Below are 18,202 nucleotides of genomic sequence, written 5' to 3'. Positions count from 1 at the left end.
GCAGTCTGTGTCCGGACCGGTCACGGCCATAACAACCGATCCACCGGATCTGCGAACATCACCGGTGTGAGTGAGCCGGTGCCGTACGAGCGGATGCGGATCTCCGACGCCGACCGGGAGGCGGTGGCCGGGCGGCTACGGCACGCCCAGGGTGAGGGGCGGCTCACCCTCGGCGAGTTCGACGAGCGGGTCCGGCTGGTCTGGGCCAGTCGCACCTACGGGGAGCTGGCCGCGGTCACCGCCGACCTGCCCGACCTGGCCACCCAGTCCCCGGTGCCCGCGGTGCCGGCGCCCGCGCGCAGGCCGCGCCGGTTCTTCCGCGCGGTGCTCGGGGTGTACCTGTTCGCGGTGCTGATCAACCTGGTGATCTGGGGCCTGGTCAGTGTGACCGAGCTGGAGCCTGCCTACCCCTGGTTCCTCTGGGTGGCCGGGCCGCCGGGAGTGGTGGTGCTCACCCTGCACCTGCTCGGGCGGACTCCGCCGGACGGGCGTTGACGCGCGGGCGGGCTACGCCCACGGGACCCCCTCGAATCCGCATCGCGGATGACGACCGGGGACCGACCGCGCTGGCACGCTGGCCTGCGTGAGCGAATCAGTGCGGGTCTGGCTCATCGCCAGCGCGGTCATGGTCGCGGTGTGGGCAGGCACCTCGCTGCTGTCGGCCGCCGCGGTCTACCCCTGGTTCCTCTGGCCGATCGGCATCTGGGGGGCCATCGAACTGTTCAGCTGGATGAGCAAGCGGGACGGCCGGCGGCCCGGCTGACCGGCCCCGGTTTGGAGACCAGCGCATACTGCGCCTACACTGGAGCAACGGCGCATCTCGTTGTGCCCGTTCCGACGTGCCCGTGGCTGTTCTTCAGCCGCCTGGCGACCGGTTCTCCGCACTTCTGTGCGCATCCGGCGGTCATCCAGGGTCTCGAAGGTAGCGGGTTGCCGGGATGCCCGTGAACCGCCTGATCAGGGGTTTTTCCGCCCTGGTTGGGTTTGCCAGATCATCACCGTCACGAAACGCGGAGGACATGGGCAAGAAGGACGGGGCCATTGAAGTCGAGGGCCGCGTAGTCGAGCCGCTCCCCAACGCGATGTTTCGCGTCGAGCTGGAGAACGGCCACAGGGTCCTTGCACACATCAGCGGCAAGATGCGGCAGCACTACATCCGCATCCTGCCCGAGGACCGGGTAGTCGTGGAGCTTTCGCCCTACGACCTGTCCCGTGGCCGCATCGTCTACCGCTACAAGTGACCTCCACGGTGTCCTGGTGCCCCCAGGACACGCGGCCAAGCAGGAGTGCACGACCGTGAAGGTCCAGCCGAGCGTCAAGAAGATCTGCGACAAGTGCAAGGTGATCCGCCGTCACGGGCGGGTCATGGTGATTTGCGAGAACCTGCGTCACAAGCAGCGTCAGGGCTGATCACCCGCACTTTCGTTCGCTGATCCCGGACGACAAGCAACCACAAGCCTTCCCGAACCTGTCCGGTACCGCGGTACCGCGACTGACCCCCGGACTTCAGGCCGGGGCCCGTGAGCAGTTGAGTCGACTCGCGGGGCGGTCGGGGAGAAGACCTGGAGATACGACGAAGGAGAAAGTCGCCGCATGGCACGACTCTCTGGCGTCGATCTTCCCCGCGAGAAGCGGTTGGAGATCGCGCTGACCTACATTTTCGGTATTGGCCGGACCCGCTCCCGGGAGATCCTGGGCGCCACCGGCCTGAGCGCCGACCTGCGTGTTCGCGAACTGACTGACGACGACGTCGTCAAGCTGCGCGAGTACATCGAGAACCACTTCAAGGTCGAGGGTGACCTCCGCCGCGAGGTTCAGGCCGACATTCGCCGGAAGATCGAGATCGGCTGCTACGAGGGGCTGCGGCATCGCCGCAACCTGCCCGTGCGAGGCCAGCGCACCAAGACCAACGCGCGCACCCGCAAGGGCCCGAAGAAGACGGTCGCCGGCAAGAAGAAGGCCGGAAAGAAGTAACCTCGCGCTAGCTAGGAGATCACCGCAACATGCCACCGAAGTCCCGTACGGGCGCCGGGGTCAAGAAAATCCGGCGCAAGGAAAAGAAGAACGTCTCTCATGGGTTCGCCCACATCAAGAGCACGTTCAACAACACGATCGTCTCGATCACGGACCCGGCCGGGAATGTGATCAGCTGGGCGTCCGCAGGCCACGTCGGCTTCAAGGGCTCCCGGAAGTCGACGCCGTTCGCCGCCCAGATGGCCGCCGAGAACGCGGCCCGCAAGGCCGCCGAGCACGGCATGCGCAAGGTCGACGTGTTCGTGAAGGGTCCTGGCTCCGGCCGGGAGACCGCGATCCGTTCGCTGCAGGCCGCCGGCCTCGAGGTCGGCACTATCCAGGACGTGACCCCGCAGCCGCACAACGGCTGCCGCCCGCCCAAGCGGCGCCGGGTCTAAGCGCGGGAAGGAGTAATTCACGATGGCTCGTTACACCGGTCCCGCGACTCGTAAGTCTCGTCGGCTCAAGGTTGACCTCATCGGCGGCGACCGCTCCTTCGAGCGCCGTCCGTACCCCCCGGGTCAGCACGGACGGACTCGCATCAAGGAGTCCGAGTACCTGCTGCAGTCGCAGGAGAAGCAGAAGGCTCGCTTCACCTACGGCGTGCTGGAGAAGCAGTTCCGTCGCTACTTCGAGGAAGCTCGGCGCGTCACCGGCAAGACCGGTGAGGCCCTGCTGATCATCCTCGAGTCGCGGCTGGACAACGTCGTTTACCGGGCCGGCCTGGCTCGCACCCGGCGCCAGGCGCGCCAGCTGGTGAACCACGGCCACTTCCTGGTCAACGGCAAGAAGGTCAACATCCCGAGCTTCCGGGTGTCCCAGTACGACATCATCGACGTGAAGCCGAAGTCGCTGCCGACGCTGCCGTTCCTGGCCGCGAAGGAAGCCCTCGGCGACCGTGGGGTGCCGGCCTGGCTCCAGGTTGTTCCGTCGACGCTGCGTGTGCTCGTGCACTCGCTCCCGGTCCGCGCGCAGATCGACACGCCGGTCCAGGAGCAGCTCATCGTCGAGCTCTACTCGAAGTGACGTGACCCGGGGCGACCGTTTCGACGGTCGCCCCGGTACTGCGTCTGACCATCGGCACGAATGGTGTGCCGGTGGTGCAAGCCCAGTACGGCGTCAAATAGCGGGCGCCGACAGGTAAAGGAGTTCCACAGTGCTTATCTCCCAGCGGCCCACGCTGGCCGAGGACACGGTCAACGAGACCCGCTCCCGGTTCGTCATCGAACCACTGGAGCCGGGCTTCGGCTACACCCTCGGCAACTCGCTGCGGCGCACGCTGCTGTCCTCCATTCCGGGGGCAGCGGTGACCAGCATCCGCATCGACGGCGTGCTCCACGAGTTCACCACGGTGCCCGGCGTGAAGGAGGATGTCACCGACATCATCCTGAACCTCAAGGAGCTGGTCGTCAGCTCCGAAGAGGACGAGCCGGTCACCATGTACCTGCGCAAGCAGGGCCCCGGTGAGGTCACCGCTGGCGACATCGTGCCGCCGGCCGGTGTCACCGTGCACAACCCCGACCTGCACATCGCCACCCTGAATGGCAAGGGCAAGCTGGAGATCGAGCTCGTTGTCGAGCGCGGTCGCGGCTACGTCCCCGCCATGCAGAACAAGCAGGCCGGCGCCGAGATCGGCCGGATTCCGGTCGACTCGATCTACTCGCCGGTGCTGAAGGTGACGTACAAGGTCGAGGCCACCCGTGTCGAGCAGCGCACGGACTTCGACAAGCTGATCCTGGACGTGGAGACCAAGCCGTCGATCACCCCCCGCGACGCGGTGGCATCGGCCGGTAAGACCCTCGTCGAGCTGTTCGGCTTGGCCCGTGAGCTCAACGTCGACGCCGAAGGCATCGAGATCGGCCCCTCGCCAGCCGAGGCGGACACCATCGCGGCTTTCGCGATGCCGATCGAGGACCTGGACCTCACCGTCCGGTCCTACAACTGCCTCAAGCGCGAGGGCATCCACACCGTTGGCGAGCTGGTCTCGCGCAGCGAGGCGGACCTGCTCGACATCCGCAACTTCGGTGCCAAGTCGATCGACGAGGTCAAGCTGAAGCTGGCAGGCCTTGGGCTCGCGCTCAAGGACAGCCCGCCTGGGTTCGACCCGTCCGCGGCGGCCTCGGAGTACACCGGTGAGGGCTGGGCGAGTGGGCACGTTGACACGGGCCACGACGATGGCCAGGACTACGCGGAGACGGAGCAGCTCTGAGCTGTCCGTCCACTGTGGACGCTGACACGTCACAGCGTTGAGCTTGATCTAGAGGAGTAACCGATGCCCACGCCCACCAAGGGAGCCCGGCTCGGTGGGTCCCCGGCCCACGAGCGGCTGCTGCTGGCCAACCTGGCCACCCAGCTGTTCCAGCACGGTCGGATCACCACCACCGAGGCCAAGGCGCGGCGGCTGCGTCCGCTCGCCGAGAAGCTGATCACCAAGGCCAAGCGCGGCGACCTGCACAACCGCCGCGAGGTCATGCGCACCGTCCGCGACAAGGACGTTGTGCACAAGCTGTTCGCCGAGATCGGTCCGCACTTCGCGGAGCGTCCCGGTGGCTACACCCGGATCATCAAGTCGATGCCGCGCAAGGGCGACAACGCCCAGATGGCGATCATCGAACTGGTCGGGGAGAAGACCGTCACCGCTGAGGCGGAGAAGGCCCGCGGCACCAAGTTCGCCAAGGACGCCGCCAAGGTCGACGCCACCACCGGCGCCGAGGTCGTGGACACCACGGCCGAGGAGGCCGCGGAGACCAAGGCCGAGACCACCGAGGACACCAAGGCCGAGGCCGAGGTGACCGAAGAGGTCAAGGCTGAGGACACCGAGGCCAAGGACGCCAAGTCCGAGAAGTGACGACTGAACTTCAGTCCGCCGAGCCCGCCATTCCCGCTGGGGATGGCGGGCTCGTGCGCGTCCGCCTCGACCTTGCCTACGACGGCACCGACTTCTCCGGCTGGGCCAAGCAGCCTGCCCGCCGCACCGTGTGCGGGGTGCTGGAGGAGGCCATCTCCCGGGTGCTGCGCCGGGAGATCACGCTGACGGTGGCCGGGCGCACCGACGCCGGGGTGCACGCCACCGGCCAGGTGGCCCACCTCGACCTGCCCGCCGAGTACGACGTGCCCGGCCTGCCGCGCAGGCTGGCCCGGCTGCTGCCCGCCGATGTGCGGGTCTACGCCGCCAGGGTGCTCACCCCTGACTTCGACGCGCGGTTCTCCGCGCTGCGACGGCACTACGAGTACCGGGTGGGCACCGCGCCCTACGGCGTGCCGCCGCTGGACGCCCGCCGGATCGTCTCGGTGCCGCGACAGCTGGACCTGGCCGCGATGAACGAGGCGGCCGCGCTGCTGCTCGGCGAACGCGATTTCGCCGCCTTCTGCAAGCGCCGCGAGGGCGCCACCACCGTCCGCGAGCTGCAACGGCTGGAATGGCGGGCCGAGAGCGAGCACGTGCTGGTCGCGGCCGTGTCCGCGGACGCCTTCTGCCACTCGATGGTGCGCAGCCTGGTCGGCGCGCTGCTCGCGGTCGGCGAGGGCCGCAAGCCGGTGGGCTGGCCGGCCGAACTGCTCCGGTCCAGCGAACGCGCCAACGGCGTCACGGTGGCCCCCGCGCACGGACTGGTGCTGGTGCGGGTCGACTACCCGGCCGACGCCGACCTGGCCGCCAGGGCCGAGATCACCCGCAACGTGCGCGTGGTGCCCGGCTGCCGCTGAGTTCCCGCGGCAGCCGGTCGTCCACGTCAGTCGCCGCGGCGGACCGGGCCGAGGATCTGCTGTTCCTTCGGCGTGGTCACCAGTCGCAGCGGACGCCACAGGTTCGCGCCCAGCGCCACCACACCGTCGTCCTTGAGCTGGGTCAGCTGGTTGACCATCGGCGGCGGCAGCCGCCAGATCCGCCCGGCCAGCTGGGCCTGACCCACCGGCAGGCGCTGCATGAGCACCAGGTCGGCGTTGTTCGCGGTGGCCGAGGCCTGCGGGTGCAGGTACGGCAGCACGTAGAGCGTGGTCTGCCAGGCCGAGCGGGGCGGGAACATCTCCTGCGGCACCGCGCCACCGTCGTGCACCACCAGCAGCGGCCCGTCCTCCGAGGCCCTCGGCAGTTCGATCGGGGACAGCCTGCGGATCTGCACCAGTGGCATCTGCTGCGCCTCAGGGCCCTGTCCGGCTGCCCTGGTCAGCATCTGCCAGGCCTGCGGACGGCCGGTGGCGATGACCACCCAGGCGCCGATCGCCATCGCGCGCAGCGCCACCTGGCGGGCCAGGTAGAGCCCGCCCACCGAGACGATCCGGGTGGGCTGGTTGCGCAGCACCGAGACGGTCAGCGGCTCGCCCTTGATGCCCGAGCCGAGCACCATGCCGCCGCGGTCGCCGGAGGGGCTGATCGCGTCCAGCATCTCGGGGGCGACCAGGAACTCCGGCGCGACCCCGAGGTCGGCCGCCTTGTTCTCCATCATGCGGCTGCTCATGTGTTCCCTCCCAGCGGCAACGAGGCGGCGAAGGCGTCCAGCTGCTGGCCCCGCAGCGGGGTCAAGGTGATGCCGATGTGGTTGCTGACCTGCTGCAACCGCGCGTCGGCCGCCTCAAGCTCGGCGGGGTTGCGGGCACTGACCCGCACCAGCCCGCGCAGGCCGACCTGACCGGTCTCCCCGCTCGGCGCGATCGCCACGGACACCGTTGAGGACAGCGCGCGGATGCCGGTGAGCACGTTCAGGCTCTGCGCCACACCCTTGTTGGACCAGCTGGTGATCGCGTAGCTGGCGTGCCCGATGCCTGCCGCGGTGACCCCGGTCCAGCCCTCGACCAGGCTGACCGGCTTGCCGGTGCCGGTGGCACTGCTCAGCTCGGCCGCGGAGGTCGCCGAGCGCAGCAGCTCGTCGGCGTCCAGCGGCCGGATCGGCACGCCCCTGGACTCCAGCGCGTTGCGCACCCGGGAGACCGCGCCGATCAGCGCGCGGTGCGCGCCGACCACGCCGCCACCGCGTTCCCGCACCGCGGCGGGGCAGCGCTTGGGGTCCAGCCGGACCGCGATCCAGGTGGTGCGCCGGGCGGCCGCGGGCAGCGGGCCCAGCACCTCGAGGTAGGAGGCCAGCGCGGGCGAGGACGGCGGCAGCGCCGCGCTGCCCGGGTAGCAGTGCGTGATGACCTGGATCGAGTCCAGCACCACGCCGCGGTCCTCCAGGCAGGGCGCGAGCGAACTCAGCGGCAGCGGCGGGGTGGCGCCCACGTGCGAGACCATCTGCGGCGCCGGGTCGACCAGCAGCAGCGCGGTCCAGGTGCCCTCGTGCCAGGCCAGCCCGATCGGCCGGTCCTCGTGGTCCTTGCTGTGCGCGACCACCAGGTCCGGGAAGGCCAGCCGCAGCAGCCCGACCCGGACGTCCTCGGTGCTGGTGACCTTGGCGTCGGTGTCGGCGGCCGAGACGGCCAGCTCCGGCGGCACCGGGTGCGCGACCCTGGTGTGCGAGCGGAAGCGGAAACTGGTGGTCAGTCTGATCCACTGGGTGAGCCAGCGCCCGCGCCAGCGGGTCAGCGCGAGGATCAGCGCCAGCCCGGCCACGCCCGCGCCCACCGGCAGCAGGCTGGTGTTGATGGCCAGCACGACCAGCCCGAGCGCGACGCCGACCTCGAGCACGATGAGGTTGGCCACCGGCAGCGCCCCGAGGGTGGCGCCGACCTCGCGCCGCCGGGCCCGCATCACGGTGCGCACGGCGCCGGCCATGGCCGCCGGGTTCGGCGGCGCGGGCGGACGCTGCTGGGCAGACTGAGGTGTGGTCACGGACATCCGCCCTCTGTAGTTCCCCTCGTGGGCACGAAAACGCTCCCCTGATGGACCTGGCATGTGGCAGCCGGTGGACTATGTGCGTGCGCCGGGCTCCGCCGAAGGAGTGTCGGGTTCCCCCAACAGCACCCACGCGACCCGCCGATCCGGCTATCCTGCCGAACCGTACCGCGACCGGGAGAGCAGCAGGCCGAGAATGCCCTCAACACCTACCACCAAGTCCCAGGTTCACGCGTACCAGTTCGTGATTCGCAGGATGGAATCCGCGCTGGTCCGCAAGGACGCGGTGATGTTGCACGAACCCACCCGAACCCAGACCCGGGCCACCGTGGTCGGGGCGATCCTGGCCGCGGTCTGCGTGCTGGGGTTCCTCGTCTACGGCTACCTGGACCCCACCGGCAAGGTGCCGCCGGAGAACGGCATCGTGATCAGCAAGCAGTCGGGCGCCGTGTACGTGGCGATCAACAACCCGACGAAGATGCTGGTCGCGACGCCGAACATGGCCTCGGCGAAGTTGCTGCTGCTGGCGATGGGCGGTGGCGCAGCCGGTCAGGGCGCCACGCCGACCACGGTGGACGAGGGCGCGCTGACCGGGGTCTCCAGGGGTGCCTTCACCGGCATCCCCGGCGCGCCCGAGCTGCTGCCCACGCCGGAACAACTGGTTTCACCCGACTGGGGGGTCTGCGATCAGCTGACCGTGGACCAGAGCGCGGTGCGCGGCGATGAGAAGCCAGCGGTGGACACCACCGCCTTCGGTGGCGTGACCAACCTGGGCCGCAGGCTCAAGGAGAGTGAGGGGCTGCTGCTGAAGTCCCCCACCGGCACCACCTACCTGGTCTTCGCCAGCGACCCGGAGAAGGGCCTGCCCGGCGCCGGCGCGGTGCGCGCCAAGATCGACCTGACCAACAAGGTGATCACCGGCGCGCTGCGGATCAGCAACCCCACCCCGCGACTGGCCTCCACCGCGCTGATCAACTCGATCCCCGAGGTGAACGAGCTGAAGGCGCTGGAGGTCCCGGACAAGGGCAGCAGCATCAGCGCGTACACCATGACCGGCGGCCGCAAGGTCGGCGATGTGGTGCGCACCCAGCGCGCGGACTCCAGCTACGCCTACTACCTGCTGCTCAAGGACGGCGTGCAGCAGATCCAGCAGGCCGTTGCCGACCTCATGCAGACCGCCTCCAGCACCAGCGGCGGCTGGCCGACGGTGTCCCTTGCCGATGTGAACAACGCGCCGAACACCCAGAACCCGGTCGCCATGAAGGACTTCCCGAAGGTCGTCCCGACCATCGTGCCGATCTCCGAGCAGACCACCACCTGCCTGAACTGGGGTGTGCAGAACAACAAGCCGGTCACCTGGGTCGGCCTGGCCAACGCCACGCCCACCCCGGACCCGAAGCTGAGGGCGGTCGAACTGGCCCAGGCCGACGGCAGCGGGGACAAGGTGGACAAGTTCTTCATGCCGCCGGGCAAGGCCGCGGTGGTGCGCAGCTCGACCTCGGAGAACAACTTCGACAAGGGCCCGATCTTCCTGGTCTCCGACCGCGGTGTGCGCTTCGGCATCCCGGACAAGAAGACCGCGGAGGGCCTTGGCCTTGGCACCAACTACGCGCCGGCGCCCGAGGTCATCCTGCGCACACTGCCGACCGGGCCCACCCTGGACCCGAAGGAAGCCGCCCGGATGTTCGACGCGGTCGAGCTGGAGGACACCGGTGGCAAGCGCCGGGTGACTCCCACCGCCAATCCGGCCGCGGGCGGCTGAGCCGCTTTCGGCCGGAGAGGGAACCGGGCACGCGGGCGCGCCGTCCGATCCGGTGCGGACGAGCACCGGGAATGGGGGCTGGAATGGCCGGCAAGGTCAGGGTCGACACCGACTGGCTGAACGGGTACGCCAAGCAGGTCACGGCGGCCGGTGACGAACTGGGCCGGGCCGCCGGCTCGCTCAACACCAGCCCGCTCGGCCCGGCCGCCTTCGGTGAGCTGGGCCGGGAGGTGGGCAGCGCGGAGTCCTACGCCAGGGCCGCGGAGTTGTTGCGCGGTCAGCTCAACCGGGCTGCCGAGCTGCTGCGCTCGGCAGGGGTGGAGCTGGGCGAGGTGGTCAGCCACTACAAGGGCGGCGAGTTCGACAGCACCGCCGGCCTGCGCCGCACCGAGGGCGGGCGGTGACCGTGGACTTCAACTCCTTGCGCGCGCACCCCGAGCCGCTCACCGTCTCCTCGGCGGGCAGCGGTCCGGACGGCCGGGCGGTGGCCCGTGGCCTGGACGATCACCTGAACTACCTGTCCAGCACCGCCCGCCAGCTCGGGGTGTCCGATCCGGTCGAGGAGTATTTCGGCCCGGTGGTCGGCCAGTGGAACGACATGCACGCCGAGGCCGCCCGCTGGCGGAGTGCGGCCCGTGGCCTTGAGGACGTCTCGGTCCGGGTGACCGGGCCGCTGGGCGGGCTGGACTCGGTGTGGGACGGCGCGGACTCCGACGCCTTCCTGGACCACATGCGCAAGGTCGGCCTGGCCGGGACCGGCGTCTCCGACGCGATGGTCGCGCTGGCCGACGCGCTGGACGCCACCGCGGACGGCCTGCGCCAGATCGTGCGGGACCTGGTCGAGGTGCTCGCCGACAGCGCGGAGAACGTCTCGGCCGCGATGATCGTGCCGGTGCAGGGCGAGGCCAGGGCCAAGAAGTACCTGGACGATCAGCAGCGTCCGACCAAGGAGCTGTTCGAGGCGGCCCGCCAGGTGCTCTCCGCCCTGGTCGGCCTGTGCGACGGCTTCGAGCAGGCGGATGCCTTCGCCGCGCTCAAGCTCACCCACACCATGCCTGCGGGCAACTGGTCCTTCGACGCCCCGAAACCACCCACCGGTACCGAGGACGGCACCAAGGCGGCCAAGGGCGGCGGCGGTGCGGGTGGCGGTGGTGGCGGCTTCGGCGGCGGTGGCGGTGGCCTGGGTGGCGGTGGTTCGGCCGGTGGTGGTGCGGGCGCCGCGCCCGCCGCGCCGCTGGCCCCCGGTGGCGCCGCCTCCGCGGTGCAGGGCCCGGCGGGCGGTCCGCTGCCCGCGGCGGCCTCGGCAGGCCCGATCGGCCCTGGCGCGGGCGCGCCCGCGGCCGGTGGCATGGGCGGCATGATGCCGATGGGCGGCATGATGGGCGCGGGTGGCGGCGGTCAGGGCGGCGACCAGGAGCACAAGTCCAAGACCAGGGTCACGGCCAGCTCCAGTGAGCTGTTCGGCAAGCCGAAGAAGGCCGCGCCGCCGGTCATCGGCGAGGACTGAGTCCACACTCGACTGTCCATGAACGACGGTGGCCGCCCCCCGAACCGGGGGACGGCCACCGTTGTCGTTTCGCGGGGCTAGTGCAGAGGCCGCAGTGCGGACTCCTCCTCGCCCTTCTTGTCCCGTTGCACCGTGTGCACGATGAACAGCGTCAGCAACAGCAGGCCGAGCCCACCGCCCGCGCCCGCGAGCGCGACCACGATGGGCGTCCAGTCCTTCTCCAGCGGCGGGTTCAGCGGCATGGTGTCGCGCACCGGCGGCACCGGCGTCACACCTGCCTCCTCCGGCAGCACCGCGGTCAGCGCCGCGATCGGGTCGACCATGCCGTAGCCGAGGTAGAAGTCCCGGCCGCCCTTGCCAGCCGGGTGCTGCGCGGTCTGCTGCAACCGGGACATCACCTGGTAGGCGCTGAGATTCGGGTACCGCTCGCGCACCAGCGCGGCCACCCCGGCCACGTACGGCGCGGCGAAGCTGGTGCCCTGGATCTCGGTGGGCTTGCCGCTGTTGTCCAGCATCCGGTTGGCCAGCTTGGTGGCGCCCTTGCCGGGGTCCAGCGAGGTGATCCTGGTGCCCGGCCCGGCGATGTCCACCCACGGGCCGCCGATGGAGAAGTTGGCCCGCTCGCCCTCGAAGGTGACCGCGCCGACGGTGAGCACGTCATCGTCGAAGAAGGCCGGGCTGGCCACCACGTTCGCCCGGCCCGGCGAGTTGTTCTGCTTGCAGCTGCTGGACTCGTCGCCCTCGGAGGTGTTCCCGGCCGCGACCACGATGACCTTGTTCTTGGTCTTCACCGCGTAGCGCACGGTGCCGCGCAGCGTGGTCTGGTCGGCCAGCGACCCGACCGGCCCGCAGATGGTCTCGGAGATGTTGATCACCGTGACCTCGGGGTCGTCGGCCGCCCGGCGGATGGCCTGGGCCAGCGTGTCCAGCCTGCCGGCGGAGCGTTCCTGCCCGGTCCGGGCGTCCTTGGCCTTCCAGAACGGGTCGGTCTGGCGGAAGGCCAGGATCTTCGCGTCCGGTGCGACGCCCTTGAAGCCCTCGGTGCTGTCGTCGTTGTCCGCGGCGATGATCCCGGCCACCAGGGTGCCGTGGCCGTTGCAGTCCTCGGTGCCGTTCCTGCCGTCCTGGACGTAGTCGCCGCCGCCCTCGAGCCGCCCCTTGAGCCGAGGGTGCGGGTTGACGCCGGTGTCGATGACCGCGACCTTCTGCTTCTTGCCGGTGGCGAAGCGCCAGGCCTTCTCGAACTGCAGCACCATCTGGCCCCACGGCCGGGGTTCCACGGTCAGCCCGTTGTTGCCGGGCACGATGCAGTTCTGCTTCTGCTCGTACGGCATGTCCTTCGTCGCGGCCGCGAACCCGGCAGGCGCGCCAGGGTCCGGGGGCTTCGGGAACACGTCGTCGGGCTGGGCGGCGGCCGAGGTCGAGGGCTGCTGGGCCTGCGCCACCCAGACCGGGGTGATCGCGAGCATCGCGGCCACGACGCCGGTCAGCGCCGCGGCGCGGCGCGACCGCCGCATCACAGGCTCCGGATCGCGGTGTACAGCTCCATGACCGCGAGGGCCAGCGGCAGCACCGCGGCGATGAAGACCGCCTCGGCGATGTCCACCGAGCGGCGCATCGGCGGGGAGAACCGCTGGTTCGGGAACACCACGCCGAGCACCAGGCCCAGCGTGGCCAGCACGATCAGGGTGCCGAAGACCCACAGCAGCTGACCAAGCGGGCTGGCGGTGAGCATCCAGCCGACCAGCAGACCGCCCGCGGACAGGATGCCGGTGGACAGCAGCGCCACCGCCTGGCTGCCGTTGGCGTAGGTGCGGGCCCGCAGCAGCAGCACCGCGGTGACCACCGCGCCGAAGATCGGGCCCCAGAACTTGGGCATGGTCCCGGCCAGCACCGCGCCACCGGCGGCGATCAGGCCGCAGCCGATGATCATGCCGGTCATGTACTCGTGGGCGAGGCCCGCGCGGCGCTCGATCACCTCGTAGTCCGGGAACCCCTGGTCCTCCTTGAGGTCCTCGGCGTTGCTCGGCACGTGCGGCAGCGGGATCTTGGCCATCTTGATGGTCATCTGCGGCAGCGTGGACAGCACCACCAGCGCGGCCGCCGCCGCGCCGGCGCCGAAGCCGTGCGGCGGGTAGTCCACGAACATGGCCACGGTGGAGGTCAGCAGGCCGATCACGCCGACGGTGACCGCGGCGATGAACACCGACACGCCCGCGCCGATCACCATCAGCGCCGCGCCGCCGACCACCGCGACCAGTGCGAAGGCCAGCAGCAGGTTGGCCGCGCCTGGCACCCCCGGCACCGCGTAGAGCCCGGCAACGAAGGCCATCGGCAGCCCGCCGGTGGCGGCGATGATCAGGCCGGTGGTGGGTGCGGCGTAGGAGCGCACGACCACCGCCCCGACGATCACCGAGACGATCGCGGCCACGCCGGCGGTGATCGCGGCGGCCAGCGGGAAGGCCGCGCCTGCCAGCCAGACCGTGGCCGCGGCGGCGATGAAGGCCAGGCCGCCTGCCCAGTGGCCGAGGCGGCGCGCGGTGTCGGCGTCCCAGGCCCGGAAGCTGTCCGGGTCGGCGTCGGCGATGGCGTCGACCACGTCGTCGTAGAGCGCCTTGGGCGGGTTCTCCACCCGGCGGCGCAGCTGCAGGATGTCGCCGTCGACCACGGCCAGCGAGGCCAGCGTGCGGCCCGGCTCCAGCGGGTCCTGGCCGATCTTGGCCAGGCACCAGCCGCCGTGGCGCACGCCACCGTCCGGGCTGTTCTCCTGGGCCATCTCCAGCAGCATCGGCAGCAGGTCGGCCACCGCGACATCCGCGGGAAGCGCGACGTCGATGCGCGTTCGCGGTGCCACCACGGTCACTCGGCTGAACACCGTCGTCCCGGTCGCCACCAGGCGCCCCCTTGCTCGTGTACTTGGGTCGGTCTCGGCTCGTGCCGCGTCATTCGTACCCGGTTCGGGGCGCATTGCCCGAACTGGCCCTAGCGGTCGGCGAGCGCCCCTAGTATGGCCGCACCGGTGTTCCCGGCACCCCGGGTTCGGGTGGAATGGGGTAGGAAAGTCTCCCTGGGCCCCCGTCTGGGTGGCGGGTGACCGGTTTGGCCGATGACGAGCGACTAAGAGGTATCCGTTCGGTGAGCACGCTTCAGTTCAAGCGTTCGCCGCGGCTCAGCCCGCCGCGACCCCCCGGCGGCGAGGTTCACCTGGAGCCGCCGCCCGAGGTGCCCAGGGTCATCCCCGGCAACATCTTCATGAAGGTGCTGCCGTTCGTGATGATCGTCGCCTCGGTCGGCATGATGATCTTCATGTTCCAGACCGGGGGCAAGAACCCCCAGTCGCTGCTCTTCGGCGGCATGTTCCTGATCTCGACCATCGGCATGATGGCCGGCGGCGGGATGGGCGGGGGCGGCAAGGGCCAGAAGAAGGCCGAGATGAACGAGGACCGCAAGGACTACCTGCGCTACCTCGGTCAGATGCGGCAGCGGGCCAGGGAGGCCATCGCCGAACAGCGCGCCGAGCGCGAGTGGGTGCACCCGGACCCGAAGATGCTGTGGTCGCTCACGGCCAAGAAGAGCCGCCGCATGTGGGAGCGCCGGGCCAACGACCCGGACTTCGTGCACGTGCGCATCTGCGTCGGCACCCAGCGGCTGGCCACCCGACTGGTCCCGCCGCAGACCGGCCCGGTCGACGAGCTGGAGCCGATCTCCACGCTGGCCCTGCGCCGCTTCGTGCGCGCGCACTCGCTGGTGCCGGACCTGCCGATCTCGATCACCATGCGCGGGTTCGCCGCGATCAGCCTGCACGGGGAGAGGGAGCTGACCCGGCCGCTGGCCAGGGCCATGCTGGCCCAGCTGGCCACCTTCCACACCCCGGAGGACCTGCTCATCGCGGTGGTCACCGCGGGCAAGACCAAGGCCGAGTGGGAATGGGCGAAGTGGCTGCCGCACGCCCAGCACCCCAAGCTGGTCGACGGCATCGGCCAGCTGCGCATGATGGCCGGTTCGCTGGCCCAGGTCGAGGAGTGGCTGGACCAGCTCGAGCAGCCGCTGCGGGACCGCCAGCGGTTCACCCGCAACGCGCCGCCGAGCACCGACGAGCCGCACATCGTGATCGTCATCGACGACGGCGACGTCACCAGGGAAGAGAACATCCTGATGACGGAGGGGTTCACCGGCGTCACGCTGCTGGACCTGTCCGACAGCCTCGGCTCGCTGGCCTCCCGGCGCGGCCTGCGCCTGGTCGTGGAGCCCACCCGGCTCGGCGCGCGCAGTGCCAGCGGGGTGGAGTGGTTCGGCGCGCCGGACGCGCTGAGCGTGCCGGAGGCCGAGGCGCTGGCCCGCCGGTTGTCCCCGTACCGCACCGCGACCGGTGGCGGCGAGGCCAACGAGGACGAGCCGTTGCTCAGCTCCAACGTGGGCCTGTTCGAGCTGCTCGGCCTGCGTGACCCGATGACCTTCGACATCGCCCAGGCCTGGCGGCCCAAGCCGATCAGCGACCGGTTCAAGGTGCCCTTCGGCGTCGGCGAGTTCGGTCAGCCGGTGGAGCTGGACATCAAGGAGGCCGCGGTCGGCGGCATGGGCCCGCACGGCCTGTGCATCGGCGCGACCGGTTCCGGTAAGTCGGAGTTCCTGCGCACGCTGGTGCTGGGCCTGATGGCCACGCACTCCTCGGCGCAGCTCAACCTGATCCTGATCGACTTCAAGGGTGGCGCGACCTTCGCCGGTCTGGACGGCGCGGCGCACGTCGCGGCGGTCATCACCAACCTGGCGGACGACCTCACCATGGTCGACCGGATGCGCGATGCCATCGCCGGTGAGATGAACCGGCGGCAGGAGTCGCTGAAGAACGGCGGCAACTTCAAGAACGTCTGGGACTACGAGGCCGCCCGCGAGAAGGGCGCCGACCTCGACCCGTTGCCCGCGCTGTTCATCGTCATCGACGAGTTCTCCGAGCTGCTCTCGGCCAAGCCGGACTTCATCGACCTGTTCGTCGCCATCGGCCGGCTGGGCCGCTCGCTGCAGATCCACCTGCTGCTCGCCTCGCAGCGGCTGGAGGAGGGCAAGCTGCGCGGTCTGGACACCCACCTGTCCTACCGGGTCGGCCTCAAGACCTTCTCCGCCTCCGAATCCCGCGCGGTGCTCGGCGTCCCGGACGCCTACGAGCTGCCGTCCATCCCGGGTTCGGGTTACCTCAAGTACGGCGCCACCGAACCGATGATCCGGTTCAAGGCCTGTTACGTCTCCGGCCCGTACCGCCCGCCGGGCATGCAGGCCGTGCAGACCTCCGCGCCGGTCGGCGGCGACCGCAGGCCGAAGCTGTTCGTGCCGGACTTCGTGGAGATCCCGAAGGAGCCGGTGCGGCCGATCAGCGCGGAGAAACCCAAGGAGGAGAAGAAGCCGGACGCCCCGGTGGAGCCCTCCGAGCTGGACATCGTGGTGCAGCGCACCAAGAACCAGGGCCCCAAACCGCACCAGGTGTGGCTGCCGCCGTTGGTGGAACCGCCCACCCTGGACCAGTTGCTGCCGATGCTGGCCCCGACCGAGGACCGAGGGCTCACCTCGCCCGGCTTCTTCGGCAACGGGCGGCTGACGGTGCCGATCGGCGTGGTGGACAAGCCGTACGAGCAGCGCCGGGACCTGCTGTGGGCCGACCTGTCCGGCGGCGCCGGGCACATGGCGGTGGCCGGTGGCCCGCAGTCGGGCAAGTCGATGGTGCTGCGGACCCTGGTGATGTCCATGGCGCTCACGCACACCCCGCAGGAGGTGCAGTTCTACTGCCTCGACTTCGGTGGCGGCACCATGGGTTCGTTGCAGGGCCTGCCGCACGTGGGTGGCGTGGCTGGGCGACTGGACCCGGACAAGGTGCGCCGGACCATCGCCGAGGTCACCTCGCTGATGAACGAGCGTGAGCAGCGCTTCCGCGATCTCGGCATCGACTCGATGGTGGAGTTCCGCAACCGCAAGCGGCGCGGGGAGATCCCCGGCGACCTCTACGGCGACGTCTTCCTGGTCATCGACGGCTGGCTGAACTTCAAGCAGGAGTTCGAGAACCTGGAGATGCAGGTCGTCAGCATCGCCTCCCAGGGTCTGTCCTTCGGCGTGCACGTGGTGATCGGCGCGACCCGCTGGGCGGAGATCCGGCCCGCGCTCAAGGACCTGCTCGGCACCAGGTTCGAGCTGCGCCTCGGCGACCCGAGTGAGTCCGAAGTGGACCGTCGGGTGGCGGTGAACATCCCGCAGAACCGGCCAGGCCGCGGTCTGTCGGTGGAGAAGCTGCACTTCCTGGTGGCGCTGCCGCGGATCGACGCGATGCCCAACGCGGAGGACGTCGGCGCCGGCATCCAGGACGCCGCGGCCAAGGTCACCGCCAGCTGGCGGGGTCCGGTCGCGCCGCGGGTGCGGATGCTGCCCGATGTGCTCCACTACGAGGAACTCCAGGTCAACCCGGAGCTGCCGCGTCACCTGGTGCCGATCGGCATCAACGAGGACGAGCTGGCCACGATGTACCTGGACTTCGACGCGGAGCCGCACTTCCTGGCCTTCGCCGAACGGGAGACCGGCAAGACCGCGCTGCTGCGTGCGATCACCAAGGGCATCTGCGACCGGTACACGCCCAAGCAGGCCCGGATCATCATGGTCGACTACCGGCGCACCATGCTCGGCTTCGTCCCCGACGAGCTGCTGCTGGCCTACGCGGCCTCGTCCAACCAGCTCGGCGGCATGGTCAACGACATCAAGGCGTCGATGACCAAGCGGCTGCCCGGTCCGGATGTCACCCAGGAACAGCTGAAGAACCGGTCCTGGTGGACCGGCCCCGAGCTGTTCCTGATCGTCGACGACTACGACCTGGTCGCGCCGCAGGGCAACAACCCGCTGGCCCCGCTCTCGGAGTTCCTGCCGCAGGCCAAGGACGTCGGCCTGCACGTGATCCTGGCGCGCAACGCAGGCGGCGCCAGCCGGGCGATGTTCGACCCGATCATCGGCAAGCTGCGCGAGCAGGCCAGTCCGGGCATTGTGATGAGCGGTAACCGGGACGAGGGCGCGCTGCTGGGCAACGTGAAACCGTCCCAGATGCCGCCGGGACGCGGCACCCTGGTCAGCCGCAAGGCCGGTCAGGCGCTCGTTCAGGTCGCCTACCTGCCAGGAGACTGAG

18 protein-coding genes are annotated in these 18,202 nt (G+C 70.2%); 14 read left to right on the top strand and 4 right to left on the bottom strand.

The window, feature by feature from the left end:
- The first annotated feature begins 66 nt into the window (after positions 1-66).
- The 10 genes from HNR67_RS02215 (at position 67) to truA (ending at position 5,718) form a co-directional block, all read left to right on the top strand.
- Entirely contained in the window at positions 67-495 is a 429-nt protein-coding gene (locus HNR67_RS02215; protein ID WP_221489751.1) for a DUF1707 SHOCT-like domain-containing protein, read from the top strand.
- A gap of 88 nt (positions 496-583) precedes the next feature.
- Entirely contained in the window at positions 584-763 is a 180-nt protein-coding gene (locus HNR67_RS02210) for a hypothetical protein (protein ID WP_185000402.1), read from the top strand.
- A gap of 256 nt (positions 764-1,019) precedes the next feature.
- Positions 1,020-1,241 (top strand): translation initiation factor IF-1, encoded by a 222-nt coding sequence (gene infA, locus HNR67_RS02205; RefSeq protein ID WP_029136093.1) that lies wholly within the window; start codon positions 1,020-1,022, stop codon positions 1,239-1,241.
- Between the two features lie 55 nt (positions 1,242-1,296).
- The gene (gene rpmJ / locus HNR67_RS02200; RefSeq protein WP_010148647.1) at positions 1,297-1,410 is read left to right on the top strand and encodes a 50S ribosomal protein L36; all 114 of its coding nucleotides are present in this window, start codon (positions 1,297-1,299) and stop codon (positions 1,408-1,410) included.
- Positions 1,411-1,593: 183 nt separating this feature from the next.
- Complete coding sequence (gene rpsM, locus HNR67_RS02195) at positions 1,594-1,974, top strand: 30S ribosomal protein S13 (RefSeq protein WP_185000400.1); 381 nt, start codon at positions 1,594-1,596, stop codon at positions 1,972-1,974.
- Between the two features lie 29 nt (positions 1,975-2,003).
- Positions 2,004-2,411, top strand: a complete 408-nt coding sequence (gene rpsK, locus HNR67_RS02190; RefSeq protein ID WP_185000398.1) for a 30S ribosomal protein S11 — start codon at positions 2,004-2,006, stop codon at positions 2,409-2,411.
- Positions 2,412-2,433: 22 nt separating this feature from the next.
- Positions 2,434-3,039: a 30S ribosomal protein S4 gene (gene rpsD, locus HNR67_RS02185; protein ID WP_185000396.1), complete on the top strand. Its 606-nt coding sequence runs from the start codon at positions 2,434-2,436 to the stop codon at positions 3,037-3,039.
- A gap of 130 nt (positions 3,040-3,169) precedes the next feature.
- A complete protein-coding gene (locus HNR67_RS02180; RefSeq protein WP_185000394.1) occupies positions 3,170-4,222 on the top strand; it encodes a DNA-directed RNA polymerase subunit alpha in 1,053 nt (350 codons plus the stop codon).
- A gap of 63 nt (positions 4,223-4,285) precedes the next feature.
- A complete protein-coding gene (gene rplQ / locus HNR67_RS02175) occupies positions 4,286-4,861 on the top strand; it encodes a 50S ribosomal protein L17 (RefSeq protein WP_185000393.1) in 576 nt (191 codons plus the stop codon).
- Positions 4,858-5,718, top strand: a complete 861-nt coding sequence (truA, locus tag HNR67_RS02170; protein WP_185000392.1) for a tRNA pseudouridine(38-40) synthase TruA — start codon at positions 4,858-4,860, stop codon at positions 5,716-5,718. Before rplQ ends, truA begins: the two co-directional genes overlap by 4 nt.
- 26 nt (positions 5,719-5,744) lie before the next feature.
- Here the strand turns inward: truA and HNR67_RS02165 are convergent, their stop codons facing one another.
- Positions 5,745-6,470, bottom strand: coding sequence for a hypothetical protein (locus tag HNR67_RS02165; RefSeq protein WP_185000390.1), 726 nt, complete (start codon positions 6,468-6,470; stop codon positions 5,745-5,747).
- Entirely contained in the window at positions 6,467-7,648 is a 1,182-nt protein-coding gene (gene eccE, locus HNR67_RS02160) for a type VII secretion protein EccE (RefSeq protein WP_312989489.1), read from the bottom strand. The genes HNR67_RS02165 and eccE overlap by 4 nt, the downstream gene beginning before the upstream one ends.
- Before the next feature lie 190 nt (positions 7,649-7,838).
- Between eccE and eccB the strand changes: the two genes are divergently transcribed.
- The 3 genes from eccB to HNR67_RS02145 all read left to right on the top strand — a co-directional run bounded on the left by eccB (position 7,839) and on the right by HNR67_RS02145 (position 11,049).
- Positions 7,839-9,542: a type VII secretion protein EccB gene (eccB, locus tag HNR67_RS02155; protein ID WP_312986240.1), complete on the top strand. Its 1,704-nt coding sequence runs from the start codon at positions 7,839-7,841 to the stop codon at positions 9,540-9,542.
- Between the two features lie 83 nt (positions 9,543-9,625).
- On the top strand, positions 9,626-9,946 hold the full coding sequence (locus tag HNR67_RS02150; RefSeq protein WP_185000383.1) for a hypothetical protein: 321 nt from the start codon (positions 9,626-9,628) through the stop codon (positions 9,944-9,946).
- The gene (locus HNR67_RS02145) at positions 9,943-11,049 is read left to right on the top strand and encodes a hypothetical protein (protein ID WP_185000381.1); all 1,107 of its coding nucleotides are present in this window, start codon (positions 9,943-9,945) and stop codon (positions 11,047-11,049) included. The genes HNR67_RS02150 and HNR67_RS02145 overlap by 4 nt, the downstream gene beginning before the upstream one ends.
- Positions 11,050-11,126: 77 nt before the next feature.
- Here the strand turns inward: HNR67_RS02145 and mycP are convergent, their stop codons facing one another.
- On the bottom strand, positions 11,127-12,566 hold the full coding sequence (gene mycP, locus HNR67_RS02140; protein ID WP_185000379.1) for a type VII secretion-associated serine protease mycosin: 1,440 nt from the start codon (positions 12,564-12,566) through the stop codon (positions 11,127-11,129).
- Positions 12,566-13,942, bottom strand: a complete 1,377-nt coding sequence (gene eccD, locus HNR67_RS02135) for a type VII secretion integral membrane protein EccD (RefSeq protein ID WP_185000378.1) — start codon at positions 13,940-13,942, stop codon at positions 12,566-12,568. Before eccD ends, mycP begins: the two co-directional genes overlap by 1 nt.
- A gap of 242 nt (positions 13,943-14,184) precedes the next feature.
- Here eccD and eccCa point away from each other — a divergent pair, with 242 nt between their 5' ends.
- Positions 14,185-18,201 carry a type VII secretion protein EccCa gene (eccCa, locus tag HNR67_RS02130; protein WP_185000376.1) on the top strand — a complete coding sequence of 1,339 codons (4,017 nt, stop codon included), beginning with the start codon at positions 14,185-14,187 and terminating at the stop codon, positions 18,199-18,201.
- Position 18,202: the final 1 nt, after the last annotated feature.

It is taken from the genome of Crossiella cryophila (assembly GCF_014204915.1).
GTDB classification, from domain to species: domain Bacteria; phylum Actinomycetota; class Actinomycetes; order Mycobacteriales; family Pseudonocardiaceae; genus Crossiella; species Crossiella cryophila.
This window is presented reverse-complemented; position numbering and strand designations above follow the sequence as displayed.

Coding starts and splice junctions, on each gene's coding strand:
- rpsM (WP_185000400.1), top strand. CDS start 1,594: ATGGCACGACTCTCTGGCGTCGATCTTCCCCGCGAGAAGCGGTTGGAG.
- mycP (WP_185000379.1), bottom strand. CDS start 12,566: ATGCGGCGGTCGCGCCGCGCCGCGGCGCTGACCGGCGTCGTGGCCGCG.
- rpsD (WP_185000396.1), top strand. CDS start 2,434: ATGGCTCGTTACACCGGTCCCGCGACTCGTAAGTCTCGTCGGCTCAAG.
- HNR67_RS02165 (WP_185000390.1), bottom strand. CDS start 6,470: ATGAGCAGCCGCATGATGGAGAACAAGGCGGCCGACCTCGGGGTCGCG.
- infA (WP_029136093.1), top strand. CDS start 1,020: ATGGGCAAGAAGGACGGGGCCATTGAAGTCGAGGGCCGCGTAGTCGAG.
- rplQ (WP_185000393.1), top strand. CDS start 4,286: ATGCCCACGCCCACCAAGGGAGCCCGGCTCGGTGGGTCCCCGGCCCAC.
- rpsK (WP_185000398.1), top strand. CDS start 2,004: ATGCCACCGAAGTCCCGTACGGGCGCCGGGGTCAAGAAAATCCGGCGC.
- eccB (WP_312986240.1), top strand. CDS start 7,839: ATGTGGCAGCCGGTGGACTATGTGCGTGCGCCGGGCTCCGCCGAAGGA.
- HNR67_RS02150 (WP_185000383.1), top strand. CDS start 9,626: ATGGCCGGCAAGGTCAGGGTCGACACCGACTGGCTGAACGGGTACGCC.